Here is a 20,652-nt window from a genome sequence, read left to right as displayed (position 1 = left end):
CAGCGGCCGGGTCGGACATCTAGGTGATCAGCGGGCCGGAAACGCCCGCGCCGACATGACGGCGAGACCGGCGGAGCCGGGTGCGAACAGCAAGGTGGGCGTGGATGAAGGCGGAATCGGTGGCGGACGGCGGCGGAACGGGCGACACCCTCGCCCTGACCGGGCGCGAACGGGCCGCCGCCCTGGCCGGGCGTGAACGGGCCGATGGCCCGGCCGGGCGCGAGCGGGCCGACACCGACGGGCGGGAGCCGGCGGGAGCGGAGGCGGAGTCGGGCACCGCCTCCGAGGACGAGCGGGCGACCGGCGGCGACCGGAAGGCCGAGGCGTCGACCGCCGCCCCGGCCGAGGGCACCGCGGCGGCACGGGAGTCCCAGGACGAACCGGGCGCCGACACCACCTCCGACGAGGTCCGCACCGTACGGGACGAGCCCGGCTCGACGCACACGGACGCCGCCGACGGGGACGCCCCGGCCGAACCCCGGTCCACGGACGGGAACGGGGACGGGGACGGGAACGGGGACGGGAACGGGGCGAAGGGTTCCCGGCCCGACACCTCCGACCCCGAGGCCCCGGCCGAGCCGGAAGCCACCGACACGGAGCCGGCGCGGACCCGCGCCCGGACGGAGGAGGACCGGCCCGCCCGGCCCGACGCCCCCGCCCCCGAAACCCCGGCCGAGCCGGAGCGGGACGACGCGGATGCCTCCGACGGCGAAACCCCCGGCGCGCCCGGACCCGCTGACGCGGAGGGCGCCGCGGCGGACGAGTCCCCCGCCCCGCGGTCCGGCGCTCGCGACGGGAAGGGCGCGGCCGAGCCGGACCGGCAGGGCACGGACCCCGCACCCGCGCGCCGCCCCTCCTGGGCGAAGCGGGACGGGCGGCCCGATACGGACGGGGCCCCGGCCCGTACCGCCGCCGACCCCCGCGCCTCGGCCTGGGGTCGGCCCGCCGACGACAACGCTGCGCAGAAACGTTCCGGCGACGGTGCGGCGACCGCGGTCACGGGCAGGGGGGCCACGAAGCCGGCGGCCGCCGACGGGGCCGGCGCTGCCGAGCGGCGCCCCTCCTGGGCGAAGGGCGGCGACGAGCCGCAGCAGGACGACGGACCCACGGCCGGCGAGGAAGCCCCGGACGACGCCGATCCCTCCGGCGTACCCGCGTCCCGGGACGAGGCCCGGGAGGAATCCGAGGACGACGGGACGGACGCGGGATCCGGGGACCATCCGACGGCCGAGGTCCCCCTCCCGGCTGCCGAGGTCGAGGCGGACGCGCCGAAGGCGGCCGGCCGGCCGAAGGCCGCCGGTACCGGCGACCGGAAGCCGGCCGACGACGGGACGCCCGCCCGGCGGGACCCGAAGGGCGGCGCGGCGACCGCCCGCCCGGCAGCGGCGCCGGCCCACGACCCCGAGCGCACCAGCGAGTTCGTCGCGCTCAAGGACCCCCACGCCCCCGCGCCGAAGCCCGCGCCCGCCCCGGCCCGCACTCCCGCGCCGCCGGTCCTCGAACCCACCCGCGAGACCCCGCGTCCGCCCCTCGACCTGCTCGCCGAGCTCACCAACACCGCTCCCCCGCCGGAGACCCCGCGCCGCACCCTCACGCGCCGCGTCAAGGTGTGGGCCCCCATCGTGCTGCTGCTCGGCGCAGCGGTCGCCGGCGGCCAGATGCTGCGCCCGCTGCCGGCCGCTCAGCTGGTCGCCGCGCAGGACTCGCTCACCCTGGACGGCACGCTGTCCATCCCCTGGCCGGCCAAGGGCCAGGGCGCCGTCCGCATCGCGGGCTCCGGCGACGTCGCCACCTTCGGCGAGCAGAAGCCGACGCCGACGGCCAGCGTGGCGAAGGCGATGACGGCGTACGTCATCCTCAAGAACCACCCGCTGCGCAAGGGCGAACAGGGGCCCCAGATCGAGATCGACGCACAGGCGGCCGCCGAGAGCGCTTCCGGAGACGAGTCCCGGATCAAGTACCTCAAAGCCGGGCAGAACTTCAGCCAGCGGGAAATGCTCGAGATGGTGATGCTTCCGTCCGCGAACAACATCGCCCGCCTGCTGGCCCGTTGGGACGGCGGAAGCGGCGGCGAGGCGGCCTTCGTCGCGAAGATGAACGCGGCCGCGCGGGAACTCGGCATGCGGGACACCACGTACACCGATCCCAGCGGCCTGAACGCCACCACCGTCAGCACCGCCGTCGACCAGCTCAAGCTCGCCGAGGCGGCGATGCAGGACGAGATGTTCCGCACGATCGTGGCGACCCAGAACAAGACGATCAAGGGAGTCGTCGAGCCGCTCGACAACAGCAACAAGCTGCTCGGGGACAAGAGCCTGGGCAACAAGGGGATCAAGACGGGGTCCAGCACCGCAGCCGGCGGCACCCTGGTGTGGGCCGCGGACAAGCAGATCGGCAATGAGACCCCGCTGATCCTCGGCGCGCTGATGGAACAGCGCGTGGACGGCCCGGATCCGCAGGCCCTGGGCAGTCTGAACCTGGTGCTCGACAACACCCGACCGATCAACGCGGCCGTCCGCAAGGCCCTCGCCGCCACCCCCGTGATCCACAAGGGCCAGACGGTCGGCCACGTCTCCGACGGCCTCGGCGGCCGGACCCCGCTCGTGGCGGCGCAGGACCTCTCGGTGATCGGCGTCCCGGGCCAGAAGCTGCGGCTCACCCTCGGCACCGTCGGCGGGAAGCCCGTTCCGCACGAGGCCGAGGCGGGCACGAAGGTGGGCGTGCTGACCGTGGGCGACGGTCCGGGCGCGAAGACCGTCCCGGTGGCGGTGGGCACGGAGCTCACGGAGCCCTCGTTCGGCACCCGGGTGACCCGTCTCTCCTGACGCCCCCCGCGAGACCCGGCCCGTGCGCCCGCGCGGGCCGGTCCACGCTGGCGGAACGCTATGCTCCGCACCTGTGAACGATCACGAGATAGCCCTGCGCCCGGACGCCCCCGCCCCGGGCGAAGTCCTGCGCTTCAGGGGCAGACCGGAGAAGAACGAGATCCGCGACGCGCTCAGGGCGGCGGGGGTGTTCCGGCGCGTGCGGCTGCCCGCCGTCGCCGGGGCGCTCGTCATCCCGCTGCTGGGAGTGCGCATCACCCCCGACGGCGGCTCCGTGGACTTCGTCTTCGTGGCCGGGGCCGCCGTGTACGCGCTGGTGTTCGGCGTGCTGGCGCCCCGTCGGATCCTCGCCCGCGCGCTCAAGGCCGACGGGGCCCAGGAGGAGAAGGAGTGCGTCGTCGACGGCAGCGGCATCGCGGTCCTCCGGGCCGGGGCCGAGCAGGCGCGCGTGCCCTGGGAGCAGCTCCTGCGGTACCACGAGACGCCCGACATCTACGCCGTCGTGAGCAGGAGCGGCTTCAAGACCTGCTTCTTCGTCCTGCCCAAGCGGCTGATGACCGCCCCCGGCCAGGTCGAACTGGTCGGCGCCCTGCTCGACTCGCGGCTGCGGCGCGCCTGACGGGTGCGCCGCGCGGGGCCGCGCGGGCGGCCCCGGCCCCCGCGGCGGCCGCCTACGGGTTCGCGATGACCAGCAGGGTGCGGGCCGGGCCGGCGCCGGCGGGCAGGCCGCAGCGGTGGGGGACGTCGCCGCGGTGGTGGGCGCTCTGGCCCGCGCGGAGGGTCAGGGGCGGCTCGCCGCGGACCTCCAGGGCGATCTCGCCCTCCAGGACGTAGAGGAAGTCCTCGCCCGGGTGCTCGAACCAGCCGCGCTCGCCCTGCCCCGGCTCGAAGTGGTGCTCGTACGCCTCCATCAGGCCGCTGCGGCCGCCCGGGATGAGGACCTGGGCCACCTGGCCCGCGGCCTCCGAGACCCGGATGACCTGGGGGTCGCTCTGGTGGCTGATCACGCCGGGCCGCTCCGGGGGCCGCAGGAAGGTGCCGGGAGCCACGTCGAGGGCCTCGGCGATGCGGTAGATCGAGCTGAGGCTGGGGGTGGCCAGGCCGCGCTCCAGCTGGCTCAGGAAGGGCTGCGACAGCCCGGAGCGGGTCGCCAGGACGGCCATGGAGACACGGCGCGCCGTACGGCAGTCGCGGATGGCCTGGCCCACCTCGATCGCTTCGGGCGTGGGTTCGGTTCGGGGTCGGGACACGCTGGTGAACGTACCCCATCGGTTTCGGGCGCCCGGGCGGCCGCCGGAGGTTTCGCACTGCTGCAACAGGCCGTTCATAAGCGTGGTCAATTATTGACCTCACTTATGAACGACCCCGAGGAGTGCTCCCGTGCAAGCCACCCCATCCCCCGGCCGGGCCGGCCCCGCCCTGGGCGCGGCCGCCGCCGTGCTCGTGCTCTGGTCGCTGGCGGCCTGGTCGGGCGCGGTGGCGCCGGGACTGCTGCCCGGACCGGCCGCCACGGCGGCCGCGCTGGCCGGCAGCGCCCGCAGCGGCGTCCTGGCCGCCGACCTCGCCGCGAGCCTGGCCCGCGCCGGCCAGGGCTTCGCGCTGGGGGCGGCCGTGGGCGGCGCGCTCGGGTTCGCGACCGGGTACCTGCCGCGGCTGTCGGCGGCCGTCACCCCGGTGGTGTCCTTCCTCCGCCCCATCCCGGCCATCGCGCTCGTACCGCTGGCGACCGCCTGGTTCGGGATCGGCGAGAGCGCCAAGCGCCTGCTGATCGCGTACGCCGTCGCCCTCGCGGTCTGGCTCTACGTCCACGACGGGGTCTCGCGCGTGCCGGCCTCGCACCTGCGGGCGGCCCGGTGCCTGGGGGCGCCGCTGCACCGCCGGTTCACCGAGGTGCTGCTGCCCGCCGCCGCGCCCGCGCTGCTGGCCGCGCTGCGCTACGGCGCCTCGGTGGCGCTGCTGGCGCTGGTCGCCGCCGAACTGGGCGGCGCGGACAGCGGGCTGGCGTACCGGCTCCAGGTGGACGGCCAGTTCCTGCGGGTGGACCGGATGTTCGCGGGGCTGATCGTCCTCGGGCTGCTCGGAGTGGCCGCCGATCTGGTCCTGGCCGCCGTGGGGCGCCGCTTCGTGCACTGGAGCGCGTCATGAGCCTGGAGGTGCGGCTGGAGGGGCTGTCGGCGGGGTACGGGGCGGGCGCCGCGGTGCTGGAGCCGACGGACCTGGTGCTGCCGGCCGGGTCGTTCACCGCGCTGCTGGGGCCCAGCGGCTGCGGGAAGTCCACGGTGCTGGGCGCGGTGGCCGGCTTCGTACGGCCGACGGCGGGGCGGGTGACGGCCGGGTCGGCGCCGGTGCGGGAGCCGGGGCCCGAACGGGGAGTGGTCTTCCAGCACTACGCGCTCTTCCCGTGGCGGACGGCCCTGGGCAACGTCGAGTTCGCGCTGAAGCGGTTCGGACTGCCGCGCCCGGAGCGCCGCGAGCGGGCGCTGGCCGCACTGGAGGAGGTCGGCCTCGCGGACGGGGCGCGCAAGTACCCGGCCGAGCTGTCGGGCGGCATGCAGCAGCGGGTGGCGCTGGCCCGGGCGCTGGCCGCGCGGCCGGAGGTCCTGCTGATGGACGAGCCGTTCGGGGCGCTGGACGCGCTGACGCGCGGCCGGATGCAGGAGCTGCTGCGGGAGCTGTGGCAGCGCCGCGGCACGACGGTGCTGTTCGTGACGCACGACATCGACGAGGCCCTCGCCCTGGCGGAGCGGGTGGTGGTCCTGGGCGGATCCCCGGGGCGCGTCCTGGCCGACCACCCGGTCCCGCCGGGCCCCCCGGACCCGTCCCTGCGGGCCCTGATCGCCGGGCACCTGGCCACCCCCTGACCACCCCGGCCCGTCCCACGGCTTCGCACCGGAGCGCCCCGCACGGTGCGGGCCGCCGTACGGCCCCGCCCCGGCCGGGCAGCGCCCCGTCGGCGCCCGTACCTCGCAGTCCCCTCCCCCCTCCCCACCCGAAAGGACCCCACCCCATGCGCAGACCCCGCGCGGCCGTCGCCGTGCTGCTCGCCGCCCTGCTGTCCCTGTCGGCCACGGCCTGCGGGAGCGGTGACGGCGGCGGGAGCCCCGGCGGGCGCCACCGCGTCACCATCGCCGGGAGCGATCAGCTCGGCGGGGCGCCCGTGTACCTCGCGCAGGAGCGGGGGCTGTGGTCCTCCGACGGGGTCGACGCCACCGTGACCACCCTGCCGACCGGGCGCGACGCGCTGAACGCCGTGCTCGGCGGACAGGCGCAGTTCGGGGTCGTCGGCGACCTGCCCGCCGTGACGGCGGCGCTGGGCGGGCGGGACGTGCGGATCGTCGCGGAGCTGTCCCGGTTCTCCGACTGGCGGCTGCTCACCCGCACCGACCGCGGCGTCACCGGCTTCGCCGCGCTCAAGGGCCACCGGGTCGGGGTCCCGCAGGGCACGAACGTCGAGTACGCGCTCGGCCGGATGCTCGCCTCCGCCCAGCTGACGGCCGCCGACGTGACGGTGGTCAACCTGGCCCCGAACCAGGTCACCGCCGCCCTCGCCCGCGGTGACGTCGACGCCGGGGTGACCTTCCCCAGCTTCTACGAGGCCGCCCGCACGGCCCTCGGCGACCACTACGCCGAACTCCCCTTCTCCGGCTACACCGCCCGCACCCTGCTCGTCGCCGGCCCCTCCGCGGACGACGCGGCGGCCAGCGCCGTCCTGCGTACGGTGCTGCGCGCGCGGCAGGCCGGCGAGGCCGATCCGGCCGCCGCCCGCCGGGCCGTGGTCGCCCAGTCCAAGGGGGCGCTCCAGCCCGGCTACGTCGAGGCCTTCCAGCCCCGCTACGCGTACGGCCCGACCCTGTCCCCCGAACTCCTGGCGCAGCTGGCCGACGAGGCCGCCTGGGCCAAGGCCGCCCAGTCCCTCCCGGGCCCCGCCGACCGGCAGGCCCTGCGCGAGCGGCTGCGCCCCGACCCGCTCAGGGCGGCGGACCCCTCCGCCGTCACCCTCACCGACTGACGCCCGAGCACGAGGAAAGAAGGAACACCCCATGACCGTCGACCAGAACACCCTCCGCCGCCGGGGCACCGGCCTGCGCGCCCACGACCCCGGGCGCAGCTACGGCGGCTACACCCTCTACACCCCGATCGCCGGCGAGGGCCGGATCCACCTCGTGGACATCGAGGGCAGGTCCGCCCACACCTGGGACTCCCCGCACCCGCCCGGCCGCCAGGCCCAGCTGCTCCCGAACGGGAACCTCTTCTACGCGGCCAAGGACACCTCGGGCCCGACCCTCTTCCCCATCTGGGACGTCTACCACGGCGGGATCCTCCAGGAGCTGGCCCCGGACTCGACGGTGCTGCGCGAGGTCCGCCACCCCTTCCACCACCACGACGCCTCCGTCCTGCGCAACGGCAACCTGCTCCTCACCACCGTCGAGCCCCTGGACCCGGCCGACGCCGCCCGCGTCCGCGGCGGCATCCCCGGCTCCGAGGCGCCGGGCGGGATCGTCTACGGGGACGTGGTGTACGAGATGACCTGGGAGGGCGAGGTGGTGTGGCGCTGGGCGGCGATCGAGCACCTGGACCCCGAGGAGGTCCCGCTGGGCCGGCACTTCGCCCGCGAGCACTGGCCGATGGCCAACACCGTCAACGAACTCGCCGACGGCGGCGTCGTGGTGGGCTTCCGCAGCGCCTCGACGACCGTGGCCGTGGACCGCGCCGACGGTTCGGTGCGCTGGAGGTTCGGCCCGGACGTGCTGGCCCAGCAGCACCACCCGCACGAACTGCCGGGCGGCACCATCCTCGTGTTCGACAACGGGACGTATCGGGACACGACCTCGGTGCCGTACTCACGGGTGCTGGAGCTGGATCCGGCCACCGGCAAGGAGGTCTGGTCGTACGAGGACAACCCGCCGCAGAACTTCTACAGCCCGTACATGTCCAGCGCGCAGCGGCTGCCCAACGGGAACACCTTCATCGCGGAGGGCTCCTTCGGCAGGCTCTTCGAGGTGACCCCGGAAGGGGACGTGGTCTGGGAGTTCGTCGTCCCGGAGTTCGGTTCCTTCCGTGAGGGCACGGGCCTGGAGTCCTCGCGCGGCGCGCAGAACTCGGTGTTCCGCGCCTACCGCTACGCGGCCGCGCAGATCCCCTGGCTCTGACCGCCCCACAGCGGAGGATGGCATTCCACTGACGGGATTCGGCCACCCGGGTCCCGTCGGTCGACGGCGAACCGCCCCGCGGGGAGCGGACGGCGGCCCGGGGGCGTGGCCGGAAGCCGACCAGCCTGGATGAACGGCACCTTACGGGCTGGTAACTTGCGCGAGTTGATCAAGGCCGGAGCACGGCTCCCTCCCGGTGCCGCCCGGCCCGAGCCACCCCCATCTGCAAGGAACCACATTGGCACGCACCGTCCGCACGACGGCCCTCTCGCTCGCGCTCTCCTTCGCCCTGCTCCCCGCCGCCCCGGCCTTCGCCGACTCCCCCACCCCGCACCTGGACTCCGTCGAGCAGGCCGTGCGCCAGGTCTCCCCCGGGCTTGAGGGCTCGGTCTGGGAGCGCACCTCGGGCAACCGCCTCGGCGCCTCGGCGCCGGGCGGCTCCGACTGGCTGCTCCAGACGCCCGGCTGCTGGGGCGACCCCTCCTGCTCGGACCGCCCGGGCTCGCGCCGGCTGCTCGACAAGATGCGCGAGGACATCTCGAAGGCCCGGCAGAGCGTGGACATATCCACGCTGGCGCCGTTCCCCAACGGGGCCTTCCAGGACGCGATCGTGGCCGGCCTGAAGGAGTCGGTGCGCCAGGGCAACCGCCTCCAGGTGCGCGTCCTGGTCGGCGCCGCGCCGGTCTACCACGCCAACGTGATCCCGTCCTCCTACCGCGACGAGCTGGTCGCCAAGCTGGGCCCGGCCGCGGCGAACGTCACCCTCAACGTGGCCTCGATGACGACCTCGAAGACCGGCTTCTCCTGGAACCACTCCAAGCTGGTGGTGGTCGACGGCGGCACGGTGATCACCGGCGGCATCAACAGCTGGAAGGACGACTACCTCGACACCGCGCACCCGGTGAACGACGTCGACCTTGCGCTGTCGGGTCCGGCGGCGGGCTCCGCCGGCCGCTACCTCGACACCCTGTGGGACTGGACCTGCCGCAACAAGGGCAGCTGGGCCAGCGTCTGGTTCGCCTCCTCCGACAACGCCGGCTGCCTGCCGACCCTGCCCCGGCCCGCCGCCCCGGCCGGCGGCGGCGACGTCCCGGCCCTCGCGGTCGGCGGCCTCGGCGTGGGCATCCGCCAGAGCGACCCGGCCTCGGCGTTCAACCCCGTCCTGCCGACGGCGTCCGACACCAAGTGCGGCATCGGGGTGCACGACTACACCAACGCCGACCGGGACTACGACACGGTCAACCCGGAGGAGAGCGCCCTGCGCGCGCTGGTCGCGAGCGCGAAGGACCACGTCGAGATCTCCCAGCAGGACGTCCACGCGACCTGCCCGCCGCTGCCCCGCTACGACGTCCGCCTCTACGACACCCTCGCCGCGAAGCTGGCGGCCGGGGTCAAGGTCCGCATCGTCGTCAGCGACCCGGCCAACCGCGGCGCGGTCGGCAGCGGCGGCTACTCGCAGATCAAGTCCCTGAACGAGGTGAGCGACGCGCTGCGCGGCCGCCTGACGGTGCTGACCGGCGACGAGCGCAAGTCGAAGGCCGCGATGTGCCAGAACCTCCAGCTGGCGACCGCCCGGGCCTCGGACGCTCCGACCTGGGCCGACGGCAAGCCCTACGCCCAGCACCACAAGCTGGTCTCGGTGGACGACGCGGCCTTCTACATCGGCTCGAAGAACCTGTACCCGTCCTGGCTCCAGGACTTCGGCTACGTCGTCGAGAGCCCGTCCGCCGCGCGCCAGCTGGCCGACTCGCTGCTGGCGCCGCAGTGGAAGTACGCGCAGGCGACCGCGACGTACGACTACGCGCGCGGCCTCTGCCAGGCCTGACGGCCCGCCCCCCGTCGCCCCGGGTCAGCGCCTGCGCTGGCCCGGGGTGGCGGCCGCCCCCAGGAGCGCCTCGGAGACCAGCCGCGCACCCCGCGCCAGCCGGCTGAGCTGTTCGAGTTCGATGGCGTACATCCTGATCGTGTTCTCGATCACCGTCTCGGCGACGCCCATCGTCGGCAGCTCGGCCCGGCTGGTCTGCAGGGCCACGCGGACCGCGCGCATCTCGTGCTGGAGCTGGAGCTGGACGTGCCGGGCGAGCAGGGCGTGGTGACGGGTCAGCGTCAGGTAGCTGCCGTAGCGGGCCGGGAGCAGGTCCCGCAGCCACCGGGTGGCGGTGCGCTCCCAGTCGTGCGTGCCGGGGGCCTTGACCTGGAGGGGCCAGTCCGGGCTGCGCGTGAGGGTGGCCGTCTGGAGCATTCTCGTCACTTCCGAGGGGTGTGGAACTCTGATCGAGAGACTTCTTGAAGGGGGGCGGCCTCGGTCCAGGGGTTGACCGAGGCCGCCGGGGCGCTCCTCCGGGGGATCCGTAGGCCCTGACCCGACACCCGGTCCCGCCGTGAGGAGGATCGGCGTACTGGGTGTCCGTTCGAGGTGGACGCGGGGAACGTCCGCCTTGGCGTCTGAGGGATCCGGAGCGCCTGCGTCAGTAAACATATATACCGTCGAGTAAGCAAGGGTATGAAAAATTTCATGCATACCCCAGGTGTGAATATCTCCGGTTCACACCAGGTGAAAACCACCCCTACAGGAAGAAACCGTGCTGGTCGGCGGCCTGCTCGTACTGTTCGAGGCGCGCCTGGGTCCGCTCGGGGTCCGCGTCCGCCATCGCCTGGAGCAGGGCCGCGGAGAGCATGCCGGGGGCCGCGTAGGAGTCGAAGACCAGCCGCGATCCGGTGCCGGCCGTGAGCACCACGTCGGCCTCCTCCACCAGCGGGCCCACCGTCGGGTCCGTGATCAGGACCACGCTCAGCCCGGTGCTGCGGGCCGCCCGCAGCGCGGCCAGGGTCTCGTTGGCGTGCCGGGGCATCGCGAAGGCCAGCACCCAGCTGCCGCCCGCCGCCCGCGACTGGAGCAGGGCGTCGTAGGCCACGCTGCCGCCCCGGGTCACCAGGCGCACGTCGGGGTGGATGCGGCGGGCCGCGTACGCGAAGTACTCGGCGAGGGAGACGGAGATCCGCAGGCCCAGCACGGTCAGCGGGACGGAGCGGGCCAGCTCGCGGCCGATGCCGAGCACCTGGTTGGTGTCGGCGAGCAGGCGCCGCACGCTCTCCAGGTTCTCGATCTCGGCGTCGACGGCGGCCTGGAGCTCGTTGTGACGGATCTGCTCCCGCGTGTCGGGGGTGCCGCCGGCCACCGCGCTCAGCGCCATCGGCTGGAGCACCTCGCGCAGGGCCGGATAGCCGCTGAACCCGAGGGAGGCCGCGAACCGGGTCACCGAGGGCTGGCTCACCCCGACCCGCTCCGCGAGTTCGGTGATGGACAGGAACGCGGCCTCGGTGAGGTGGTCGACCAGGTACTGGGCGATCCGCCGCTGGCCCGGGGAGAGCCGGCGGCCGTCGAAGAGCGCCAGGAGCCGGTCGGCCGGCGGCCTCTCCTGCTCCTGCGGCGGACTCTGGCTGGGCGTGATCGCGGCCGCCTGCGCGCGTGCCTGCTGCCCCGATGACACCGGCGGCCTCCTTCTCACGTCACTCTCCCCCCAACATAGCCCACGCTCCGTGGCCGGATGATCGTCCGGCACGGTACGGGGCACCGCGCGGGTGCGCCGCACCGGTACCCCGTACCGGTGCGGCGCGCGCTCAGCCCCGCGGTCGCGCCGGGCGGCCCGAACCCCTGGTCAGGGAGTACCCGTAGAGGCCCGCCAGGGCCGCGAGCACCCCGCCCGCGGCGGTCCACAGCCAGCGGTCGGACCACCAGCCGCCGGACCAGCCGCCCTCCGGCGCGCGCGCCTCGCGCTGCTGCTCGGAGGCGCTCTCGATGCCCGGGACCAGCGGCTGGCCCAGGACCGCGTCCACCGCCCGCGCCCCGCCCGCCTCCTTGACGTCGGCCTCGACCTGCGCCTTGAAGGGCAGGCCGTGGTCGTCCTCGGGGACCCCGACGACGGTCAGCCGGACGTAGTAGCTGCCCGGCAACGGGTCGTTCGACCACGTCTCGGCCCCGGAGCGGACCGTCCGCAGCGTGCAGGAGAGCTCCACGGTGGGAGCTTCCTTGGCGACCGACACGTGCTGGTTGCCGTACGTGCAGGGCTGCCTGCGGCGCAGGCCGTCGTACAGGTCGAGCTGCCAGGTCTGCGCGCCGTGCCGGGCGGCGGACTCGGGGAGGGTGACCGCGGCGCGCACGGTGAGCCGCTGGCCGGTGTCGGCGGGCACCGCCCAGTACAGGTAGTCGCCGGTGGACGCCGAGGCGGTGGCCTTCTGGCCCGGCCGGAACAGGGCCGCGGTGCGGAAGCCCGTGCCGGCCTCGGTGGGCGCGGAGCCGTCCTTGCCGGTGCCCCCGCCCGCGCTGGGGACCGGGCTCGGGGCCGCGACGGCGGCGGCCGCCGGGGCGAGCAGGGCCGCGCCGGCGAGCAGGGCCGCGGTGAGGGTGCGTACGGTACGCATCAGTTGGTCCTCCAGACGGAGATGCGCCAGCGCGAGATCCAGCCCCAGACCAGGCCGGCCAGCAGGCCGGTGAGGACCAGCAGGCCGATCAGCCACCAGCCGCGGCCGAGGCCGAAGGAGGCCACGTCGGAGCCCTCGTCCGGGCCGTCGACCAGGTCGACGGTGAGCTCGACGGGCATACCGGGGGCGGTCTTGACGGCCGGTCCGGCGGAGAAGGAGTTGCTGACCTGGAGGCAGACGGTCTCCGGCTTCGCGTCCTCGTCCCCGTCCGCCTCGGCCTTCGGGTAGCGCAGGCCGGTGGAGATCACGTCGGTACGGCCGTCCCCGGCCTCGGAGCCGCGGACGATCTCCCGCCCGTGCGCGGTGGTCGCGCGCAGCAGGATCCCGTAGTCGTTGTTGACGGCCCGGTCGGCGCCGATGCTGACCGAGGCGCGCAGCTCCTGGCCCGGGCGGACGTCGACCTTGTACCAGCGGTGCTCGCCGAAGGACTCGCGGTCGCTGTAGAGGCCGGACGTGAGGGCCGGGGCGGCCTCGCAGCTCTTGGCGCCCTCGGCGGCCACCGGGGTGGCGACGGGGTCGGCGGCCCGGTGGACGAGTTGTCTGACCCTGCCGGAGAGTTCGGCGGTGTGCGCCACGGAGGTGTAGGTGCCTCCGGTGGCCTCCGCGATGCAGGTCAGCTGGGCCCGGGTCTTGGCGTCGGGGACGAGTCCGAGGGTGTCCACGACGAGGTGGATGCCCTTGGCGGCGATGTCGCGGGCCACTTCGCAGGGGTCGAGCGGGGCGCAGGTGTCCTCGCCGTCGGTGATGAGCACGATCCGGCGGGTGGCGTTGCCCCCGTCCAGGTCCTGGGCGGCCGCCTGGAGGGCGGGGCCGATGGGCGTCCAGCCGGTCGGGGCGAGGGTGGCGACGGCGGTCTTGGCCTCGGTGCGGTCGACCGTGCCGACGGGGTAGAGCTGCTTGGTGTCCTTGCAGCCCAGCGCCCGGTCCTCGCCCGGGTAGGTGGCGCCCAGGGTCCTTATGCCCAGGCGGACTTCGTCGGGTACCGCGTCCAGGACCTCGTTGAAGGCCTGCTTGGCCGCGGCCATGCGGGACTGGCCGTCGATGTCGTTGGCGCGCATGGAGCCGCTGACGTCGAGCACGAGCTCGACCTTGGGCGGTTCCTTCGCCGGGCCGTCGGCAGCGGCGGCGGTCTGCGGGAAGAGCCCCGCGGTCAAGGCGACGAACAGGCCGCAGGCCCCGGCCGCCAGCCGATTTCTTGTGATCATCGCCGGATCGTATTGAGGATCGGCTGGGCAGTCCAAACCGTTCCCGGTGACCGGTGTCCGCACCGGCCGGGCCGCGGGGCCGGGCCGGTGCGGGCCGGCGTCGGAGCGGCTACCAGCGGACGGGGAGCCGGCTCACCCCGTGCATCAGGACCCCCGGGAGCCACTCCGGCGGGCCGCCGGCCGGGTCCGTCGCCAGGTCCGGGAAGCGTTCCAGCAGGCCGCGGACGGCGATGCGGCCCTCCATGCGGGCGAGGGGGGCGCCGATGCAGAAGTGCAGGCCGTGCCCGAAGGCGAGGTGGCCGCCGGAGGGGCGGCGGATGTCGAACACGTCGGGCTCGGCGAAGCGTTCGGGGTCGCGGTCGGCCCCGGCGAGCGACACCAGGACGACCTGGCCGGCCGGGATGACCGTGCCGCCGATCTCCACCTCCTCGCCGGTGTAGCGGAAGGTGGAGTTCTGCACGGGGCCGTCGTAGCGGAGCATCTCCTCCACGGCCCCGCCCAGCAGCCCGTCGAAGTCGGCGCGGAGGGCGGCCAGCTGGTCGGGGTGCGCGAGCAGGGCCCGTACGCCGTTGGCGATGAGGTTGACGGTGGTCTCGTGCCCGGCGATCAGCAGCAGGAAGGCCATGCCGATCAGTTCGTCGGGGGAGAGCGAGTCGCCGTCCTCGTCACGGGTGCGGATGAGCGCGCTGAGCAGGTCGTCGCCCGGGGACTGGGCCTTGGCCGCGACCAGTTCCACGAGGTAGGCGCTGAGCTGCCGTTGGGCCGTGTTGTCCAGGGATCCGGGCCTGGGGGCGACGACCTCGTTGGACCACTCCCGGAACCGCTCGCGGTCGAGGTCGGGGACGCCGAGCAGTTCGCAGATGACCGTCATCGGGAGCGGGAAGGCGAGGTCCCGGATCAGGTCGGCCGACCGTTCGGGGCGGGCGGCCATCGCGTCCAGCAGTTCGTCGGTGATCTGCTGCACGCGCGGCCGCATCGCCTCCACCCGGCGGGCGGTGAACTCCCGGGCCACCAGCCGGCGCAGCCGGGTGTGGTGGGGCGGGTCGGATTCGAGCATGTTCTCGTTGGCGGCGGTGGGCTCGAACTCCGGGAACATGTCGGTGGCGTGCCAGTCCTTGCGCAGGCCCGGGTGCGTCAGCGCGGCGCGGGCCTCCTCGTAGCCGACGACGAGCCAGTACGGCGCGGACAGGCGGGTGTTCGGGTCGCTGACCAGGTGGACCGGCCCCGCCGCGCGCAGCTTCGCGAAGAAGGAGTGGGGGTCCGCGTCGAAGTCCGGACTGAGGGGAACGATGTCGGATACGGGCATCTCGCCACACTACGACGGCCAACTCTCGCCACGCCCACGCGAATCCGGCCACTCACCCGCGGGAGTGGCCGGTCCTCGGCGGTCAGCCCTCCCGGTTCGCGAGCCCGGCGGGGAGGCGGCCGGTGTGGACGACGCCCAGGTGCTGGGTGGCACGGGTGAGGGCGACGTAGAGGTCGCTCGGCGCGAACTCCGCGGGCTCGGCCACGATCACGGTGTCGAACTCCAGCCCCTTGGCCTGGCGCGGGTCCAGCAGGACGACGGGCCGGGTGAGGTCCGGCTGCTCCCCGGCCCGTACGCCGGGCAGGGCGGCGGCCAGCGCCGGGTGCAGGCGGCGCGGGGCGATGACGGCGAGCCGCCCCTCGGCGGGGGCGCCCTCGCGCACGCCCTCGGCGACGGCCGCCGCCAGGTCGCCGGTGGAGCGCACCCAGGGCCGGGCGCCGGTGGAGCGCACGGAACGGGGCGGTTCGAAGCCGGGGTGGTGGGCGCGCAGCACGGCGGCGGCCACCTCCATGATCTCGGCGGGCGTGCGGTAGTTGACGCCGAGCCGGACGCGCTCGAAGCGGTCGCCCACGTAGGGGTCGAGGATCCGCTTCCAGGAGCCGCAGCCCGCCTCGTCGCCGGTCTGCGCCGGGTCGCCGACGAGGGTCATGGAGCGGGTGGGGCAGCGGCGCATCAGCAGCCGCCAGGCCATCTCGGACAGCTCCTGGGCCTCGTCGACGATGACGTGCCCGAAGGCCCAGGTCCGGTCGGCGGCGGCGCGTTCGGCCGTGGTGCGGTGGTCGGCCTCCTCGTGCCGCTCGGCCATCCGCTCGGCGTCGATGACGTCGTGGGCGGCGAGGTACTCCTTCTCCGTGTCCTCGAACTCGTAGGACTCCGAACCCAGGGACAGGTCCAGGACGCCCTGGGCGTAGGCGACGCGCTCCAGCCGGTCGCGTTCGGCGGCGGCGCGTTCGGCGCTGTCGTCGACGCCGAGGAGCTCGGCGGCCTCGTCGAGCAGCGGGACGTCGGCGGGGGTCCAGCCGTCCGCGCCGTCGGCGGGGCGCCGGATCAGCGCGGCGTCCTCGTCGCAGAGGTGGGTGGGGTCGGCGAGGAACTCGGAGACCAGCTGCCGGGGGGTCAGGTGCGGCCAGAGGGTGTCGATGGCGGCGTGCACGTCGGCGCTGGTGGCGATCTCCTTGCCGAGCTGGGCGATGTCGTCGGGGCCGAGCAGGTTGGGGCCGCCGTAGGGGTCGGCGCCGAGCCGGTCGGCGAGCTGCCCGGTGAGGGCGTCGATGACGGAGAAGGCGAAGTAGGGGCGGGCCAGGTTGTGGGGCAGGCCGGTGGTGCGGGCCCGGTCGCGGGCGGCGTGGGCCATGGTGCGGTCCAGCAGCAGGGTCCCGTAGTCGTCGTGGTCGATCTCCAGGGCGGGCTCGGGGACCAGGTCGTTGTCCTCGCCGCTGCCGGCGGGGACGCCCTCGGGCAGGGTCTGCCGGTCGGCGACCACCCGGGCGAGCACCTCGGCCATGGCGGCGCGGCCCTTGACCTCGGCGGCCCCGGGGCGGTCGGTCGCGGTGGCGCGGATCCCGGGGAACAGGTCGCCGGGCGCGGCCAGGAGCACCCCGGTCTCGCCGAGGGAGGGCAGCACCTCCCCGATGTAGCCGAGGAACGCGGGGTTGGGGCCGACGATCAGCACGCCGCGTTTGCCGAGGAGCTCGCGCTGGGCGTAGAGGAGGTAGGCGGCGCGGTGCAGGGCGACGGCGGTCTTCCCGGTGCCGGGGCCGCCCTCGACGACCAGGACCCCCTGGTGGGGGGAGCGGATGACGCGGTCCTGCTCGGCCTGGATGGTCCGCACGATGTCGTGCATGCGGCCGGTGCGGGCGGCGTCGAGGGCGGCGAGCAGCACGGCGTCGGCGTCGGCGCCCTCGTGGCCGGTGCGCTCGGGGTCGGTGAGGTCGAGGATCTCGTCGTGCAGGGCGGTGACCTCGCGGCCCCGGGTGGTGATGTGCCGCCGGCGGCGCAGGCCCATCGGGACGTGGCCGGTCGCGAGGTAGAAGGGCCGGGCCACGTCGGCGCGCCAGTCGAGGACGAGCGGGGTGCGCTCGGCGTCGTCGCGTCTGATTCCGATGCGGCCGATGTGGTGGTCACGGCCGTCGGAGAACTCCAGGCGGCCGAAACAGAGGCCGTGTTCGGAGGCGTTCAGGGTGGAAAGCAGTCCGGACTGCTCGGCGACCATGACATCGCGTTCCAGCCGCGCCTGGAATCCGTTGCCGTTCTCGGCGAGGGCGCCCTTGACGGCGCGTTCGGCCTTGTCCCGCAGGTCCTCGAGGCGCGCGTAGAGCATGTCGATGAATTGCTGCTCGCTCTGGAATTCCTTGTTTGACAATTTCGCTCCCTGCGCGATACGATGTCCCTGCAAAGCTTCCTCACGCCTTCTTTTCATTCTAGGCGTGAATCATCGAATATACGCAGACGCACGCCCCGGACGTCAATTCGTCCGGGGCGTTTTCCGTATCTCCGCAGGCCGGCCCGGGGGTCCTCCGCGCGGGCTTCCGGGCGGAGGGCGGCCGCTCCCCCGCGCGGGGGAGGAAGGGCGCGCGGGCTCCTGCCCGGGGGGCCGCACGGACCGTCCCGCGGGGCGACGCCGGCGCGGACGCCGCCCGGCAGGCTGGTGCACATGACCGCATCCCACCCCGGCCGGGGCGTTCCGGCCGCGCCCCGCTGGGCCGTACGCGCCGCCCACGCCACCGCCCTGCTCACCCTGCCGACCGGGATCTGGCGGCTGTTCCTCGCGGCCGGGTTCCTGGCCGGGTACACCGAAGCCGGCTACGCGGCGGCCGGGATACCCGGCTGGGGCCGGGTGTACGTGGTGCTGCTGAGCGCGGCGAGCGAGCTGCTGGCGTTGCTGACCCTGGGACTGGTGCGCCCCTGGGGGGAGGTGCTCCCGCGGTGGGTGCCGCTGGTGGGCGGGCGCCGGCCGGCGCCTCGCCGGGTGGCGGCCGCCGCCGGGGCCGGCGCCGTGGCGCTGACCCTGCTGTGGACGCCGTTCACCCTGTGGTGGCTGCTGCCCCACGAGGACATGACGGCCCGCGGGGCCCTCCTCGTCGGCTTCCTCTACCTGCCGCTCACCGCCTGGGGGCCGCTGCTGGGGGCCGCGGCCCTCTCCTACCGCCGGCGCCACCGCGCCGCGGGCCAGGCCGGGCCACCCGTATGAGGCAGTGGGTCCGCGTCATATGAGGCGATATGCACCTGATCTTCTAACATGGCGAGCCTCCCGACCCCTCCCGACCCCTCCCGCCCGGCCGGCCCTCCCGCCCCGGCCGTCGCCCACCGAGGAGCGCGCCGCATGCCCCGAACAGCCCACCGGTCCGCCGCGTCCGCCGCCCTGACGGCCCTGCTGGCCGCCGCCCTGGCCGCGAGCTCCCTCCTCTGCGCGCCGGCCGCCCGGGCCCACGGGACCGACGGGGAGCACGAGCACGCCGACGCCGAGGCGGCCGCCATCGGCGCCGACCACGCCCGGGCCCACGCCGAGCGGCGCGGCGCCGCCGCGGGCGCCGCCGAGTACCCGCAGTCCACCCGCACCGCGAGCCTGGCCGCGCTGACGAAGTCCCAGGCCGCGGCCAACAAGGCGTTCGGCGCGGCCCGCGACGGCCGGTTCGCGGAGTACTTCCCCTCCCCCGACTTCGGGGTCCACCTCGCCCAGCTGCCCACCGGCAAGGTGCTGCTGTTCTCCTTCGAACGGGTCGAGGTCAACCCCACCAAGGAGACCGGGCCCACCGACCGCATCGGCCCGACCAACGCGGGCCGGGCCTTCCTCTGGGACCCCGCCCGGGGCACGGGGGCGCGGGCCTTCAAGGAGGTCCGGCCGCCGACCGTGCTGATGCCGGACGGCACGTACGTCCCGCGCCCCGCGCCGTTCTTCTGCGCCGGGCACGCCTTCCTGCCCAACGGGATGCTGGCGGTCTTCGGCGGCAACGCCGGCGGCAAGGGCGGCAGCGGGGCGAAGCTGTCCTTCGTGTTCGACCCGTGGACCGAGACCTGGTTCCGCAACCGGGACATGTCCGTGGGGCGCTGGTACCCCTCCGTGGTCACCGGGGCCGACGGCCGCCAGACGATCATGTCCGGCCAGTCCGAGCGCGGCACGGGCACCCCCACCCCCGTGGTGGAGCGCTTCCCCGCCAAGGGACTGCCCGTACCGTGGCGGACGTTCGACATTCCCGCGGGCATGGCCGTGGAGCGGTTCCGGGCCGACGCCCCGTTCCGCAACGACTACCCGCACCTCTTCTCACTGCGCGACGGCATGATCTACGGGCTGGGACGCGACGCCGACCAGCAGTGGCTGTTCGACCCCGTGAAGGAGACCCGGGCCGTCCTGCCCCGGCGCCCGGCGGACTTCCGGGGCTACGGGTCGGCCGTACCGCTCCCGGCGGGGCTGCGCGGACCGGACTCGGTCCTGGTCCTGGGCGGCGACCCGCACGACCCGAACACCTACCGGCTGTCGGGCCGGCGGTGGACCACCGAGGAGCCCCGGGCCTTCGGCCGCACCCAGGACGACACCCTGATCCTGCCGGACGCCACCCTGCTCACCGTCAACGGCGCCCTGAGCACCCGCGACTACGGCCACGGCCCGTTCAACCCGCAGGCCGACCTCAAGTACCGGCAGACGGAGCTGCGCGACGCCCGCGGCCACTGGCGGCTCGGCCCGGCCCAGCGGCTGCCCCGCGGCTACCACTCCAACGCCCTGGTGATGCCGGACGGCCGGGTGATGGTGACCGGCGACGAACTCCAGCAGATCGCCAACGACCCCGACATCCGGGACGCGATGGACGGCAGCATCGAGATCTACGAACCCGCCTACCTCCACCAGGGCGGCACCCGGCCCGCCCTGGACCGGGTACCGGCGGGCGAACTCGCCCACGACGCCCTCTTCGAGGTCCGCAGCCGCACCGCCGCCGCCGTCCGGCGGGCCGTCCTGCTGGCGCCGACGACGGTCACCCACGCGGTCAACACCAGCCAGCGGCACCTGGAGCTCGCCGTCACCGCCGTACGGGGCGACGCGCTCACCCTGCGCACCCCGCCGGGCGCGGCGGACGCCCCGCCCGGCTACTACATGCTGTTCCTCCTGGACGGGCGGGGAGTGCCCAGCACCGCCAAGTGGGTGAAGCTGGGCCACCGGTAGGCCCGCCCCGCCCCCGGCGGCCCGCAGTTCGCCGGCGCCGTCACCCGGACGGCCGTGGACGACCGCTCCCCCGCGCGACACGCCCACGGACGGCCCCGTAGCGTCGTCAGCGTCGGGCCCGACGGCCCGGCGGTCGGGCCCGACGGCCCGGCGGGCCCGGTCGGGCGAGGGGGAGACCTCCTGCTGAGAGGCCGTGACGATGCGAAGCGAAGACGCGATATCCAGCCTGCTGCGGGTCCATCGGGGCGCCGCCCGCCCCGAGGAACTGGCCGCGATCACGGTGGTGGTGGCCTGCCTCGCGGGCCGCACCGGCCGCCCGCCCGCCTCCCCCGGGCCCGCCCGGGGTCATGCCCGGGCGCACCGCCGCCCGCATCCGCGGCCCGGGGGCCACGGATGCTGGGCGGGGTGCTGGGCCTGCCGCTGAGCCGGACCCCCCTAGTGATCTGGTTTTGAGTCCGTGGGTCGCCACGTGAGGCGTCGCCTGTTTCAGATTGCGGTGTTTGCCTGCGGCAGGTCACGCGCTCGCGCT

Annotated in this window: 17 protein-coding genes; 10 read left to right on the top strand and 7 right to left on the bottom strand. The window is 74.8% G+C overall.

What is annotated here, in order from left to right; translation table 11 throughout:
• Positions 1 to 104: 104 nt before the first annotated feature.
• Both ACIRBY_RS33155 and ACIRBY_RS33150 read left to right on the top strand, forming a co-directional pair.
• Positions 105 to 2,825: a serine hydrolase gene (locus ACIRBY_RS33155; RefSeq protein WP_403907702.1), complete on the top strand. Its 2,721-nt coding sequence runs from the start codon at positions 105 to 107 to the stop codon at positions 2,823 to 2,825.
• A 73-nt stretch (positions 2,826 to 2,898) separates the two neighbouring features.
• Positions 2,899 to 3,444: a YcxB family protein gene (locus tag ACIRBY_RS33150; protein WP_403907700.1), complete on the top strand. Its 546-nt coding sequence runs from the start codon at positions 2,899 to 2,901 to the stop codon at positions 3,442 to 3,444.
• A 52-nt stretch (positions 3,445 to 3,496) separates the two neighbouring features.
• Here ACIRBY_RS33150 and ACIRBY_RS33145 read toward each other — a convergent pair whose 3' ends face one another.
• Positions 3,497 to 4,075: a helix-turn-helix domain-containing protein gene (locus tag ACIRBY_RS33145; RefSeq protein ID WP_403907698.1), complete on the bottom strand. Its 579-nt coding sequence runs from the start codon at positions 4,073 to 4,075 to the stop codon at positions 3,497 to 3,499.
• Positions 4,076 to 4,205: 130 nt separating this feature from the next.
• On the opposite strand from ACIRBY_RS33145, the gene ACIRBY_RS33140 reads away from it, so the two are divergent.
• The 5 genes from ACIRBY_RS33140 (at position 4,206) to ACIRBY_RS33120 (ending at position 9,800) form a co-directional block, all read left to right on the top strand.
• A complete protein-coding gene (locus ACIRBY_RS33140) occupies positions 4,206 to 4,970 on the top strand; it encodes an ABC transporter permease (protein ID WP_403907696.1) in 765 nt (254 codons plus the stop codon).
• On the top strand, positions 4,967 to 5,686 hold the full coding sequence (locus ACIRBY_RS33135) for an ABC transporter ATP-binding protein (RefSeq protein WP_403907694.1): 720 nt from the start codon (positions 4,967 to 4,969) through the stop codon (positions 5,684 to 5,686). Before ACIRBY_RS33140 ends, ACIRBY_RS33135 begins: the two co-directional genes overlap by 4 nt.
• 146 nt (positions 5,687 to 5,832) lie before the next feature.
• Positions 5,833 to 6,834: an ABC transporter substrate-binding protein gene (locus ACIRBY_RS33130; protein ID WP_403907692.1), complete on the top strand. Its 1,002-nt coding sequence runs from the start codon at positions 5,833 to 5,835 to the stop codon at positions 6,832 to 6,834.
• A gap of 31 nt (positions 6,835 to 6,865) precedes the next feature.
• A complete protein-coding gene (locus tag ACIRBY_RS33125; RefSeq protein ID WP_403907690.1) occupies positions 6,866 to 7,975 on the top strand; it encodes an aryl-sulfate sulfotransferase in 1,110 nt (369 codons plus the stop codon).
• Positions 7,976 to 8,213: 238 nt separating this feature from the next.
• Entirely contained in the window at positions 8,214 to 9,800 is a 1,587-nt protein-coding gene (locus tag ACIRBY_RS33120) for a phospholipase (protein ID WP_403907688.1), read from the top strand.
• Positions 9,801 to 9,824: 24 nt separating this feature from the next.
• Here ACIRBY_RS33120 and ACIRBY_RS33115 read toward each other — a convergent pair whose 3' ends face one another.
• The 6 genes from ACIRBY_RS33115 to ACIRBY_RS33090 form a co-directional block, all read right to left on the bottom strand.
• Complete coding sequence (locus ACIRBY_RS33115) at positions 9,825 to 10,217, bottom strand: hypothetical protein (protein ID WP_403907897.1); 393 nt, start codon at positions 10,215 to 10,217, stop codon at positions 9,825 to 9,827.
• A gap of 325 nt (positions 10,218 to 10,542) precedes the next feature.
• Positions 10,543 to 11,466: a MurR/RpiR family transcriptional regulator gene (locus ACIRBY_RS33110; protein ID WP_403907686.1), complete on the bottom strand. Its 924-nt coding sequence runs from the start codon at positions 11,464 to 11,466 to the stop codon at positions 10,543 to 10,545.
• Positions 11,467 to 11,596: 130 nt separating this feature from the next.
• The gene (locus ACIRBY_RS33105) at positions 11,597 to 12,397 is read right to left on the bottom strand and encodes a hypothetical protein (protein WP_403907684.1); all 801 of its coding nucleotides are present in this window, start codon (positions 12,395 to 12,397) and stop codon (positions 11,597 to 11,599) included.
• Positions 12,397 to 13,662, bottom strand: a complete 1,266-nt coding sequence (locus ACIRBY_RS33100; RefSeq protein WP_403907682.1) for a VWA domain-containing protein — start codon at positions 13,660 to 13,662, stop codon at positions 12,397 to 12,399. Before ACIRBY_RS33100 ends, ACIRBY_RS33105 begins: the two co-directional genes overlap by 1 nt.
• Before the next feature lie 109 nt (positions 13,663 to 13,771).
• Positions 13,772 to 14,968, bottom strand: a complete 1,197-nt coding sequence (locus ACIRBY_RS33095; protein WP_403907680.1) for a cytochrome P450 — start codon at positions 14,966 to 14,968, stop codon at positions 13,772 to 13,774.
• An 82-nt stretch (positions 14,969 to 15,050) separates the two neighbouring features.
• Complete coding sequence (locus ACIRBY_RS33090; protein ID WP_403907678.1) at positions 15,051 to 17,330, bottom strand: HelD family protein; 2,280 nt, start codon at positions 17,328 to 17,330, stop codon at positions 15,051 to 15,053.
• Between the two features lie 291 nt (positions 17,331 to 17,621).
• Between ACIRBY_RS33090 and ACIRBY_RS33085 the strand changes: the two genes are divergently transcribed.
• From ACIRBY_RS33085 to ACIRBY_RS33075, 3 genes are all read left to right on the top strand, one after another.
• The gene (locus ACIRBY_RS33085) at positions 17,622 to 18,158 is read left to right on the top strand and encodes a hypothetical protein (RefSeq protein ID WP_403907676.1); all 537 of its coding nucleotides are present in this window, start codon (positions 17,622 to 17,624) and stop codon (positions 18,156 to 18,158) included.
• A 132-nt stretch (positions 18,159 to 18,290) separates the two neighbouring features.
• A complete protein-coding gene (locus ACIRBY_RS33080) occupies positions 18,291 to 20,123 on the top strand; it encodes a galactose oxidase-like domain-containing protein (RefSeq protein ID WP_403907674.1) in 1,833 nt (610 codons plus the stop codon).
• Positions 20,124 to 20,322: 199 nt separating this feature from the next.
• On the top strand, positions 20,323 to 20,547 hold the full coding sequence (locus ACIRBY_RS33075) for an acyl-CoA carboxylase subunit epsilon (protein ID WP_403907672.1): 225 nt from the start codon (positions 20,323 to 20,325) through the stop codon (positions 20,545 to 20,547).
• Positions 20,548 to 20,652 lie beyond the last annotated feature (105 nt).

This window comes from Streptomyces sp. NPDC096136, assembly GCF_044763325.1.
In the GTDB taxonomy this organism is placed as follows: domain Bacteria; phylum Actinomycetota; class Actinomycetes; order Streptomycetales; family Streptomycetaceae; genus Streptomyces.
The sequence above is the reverse complement of the archived record's forward strand: the minus strand, read 5'-3'. Positions and strand labels throughout refer to the sequence as shown.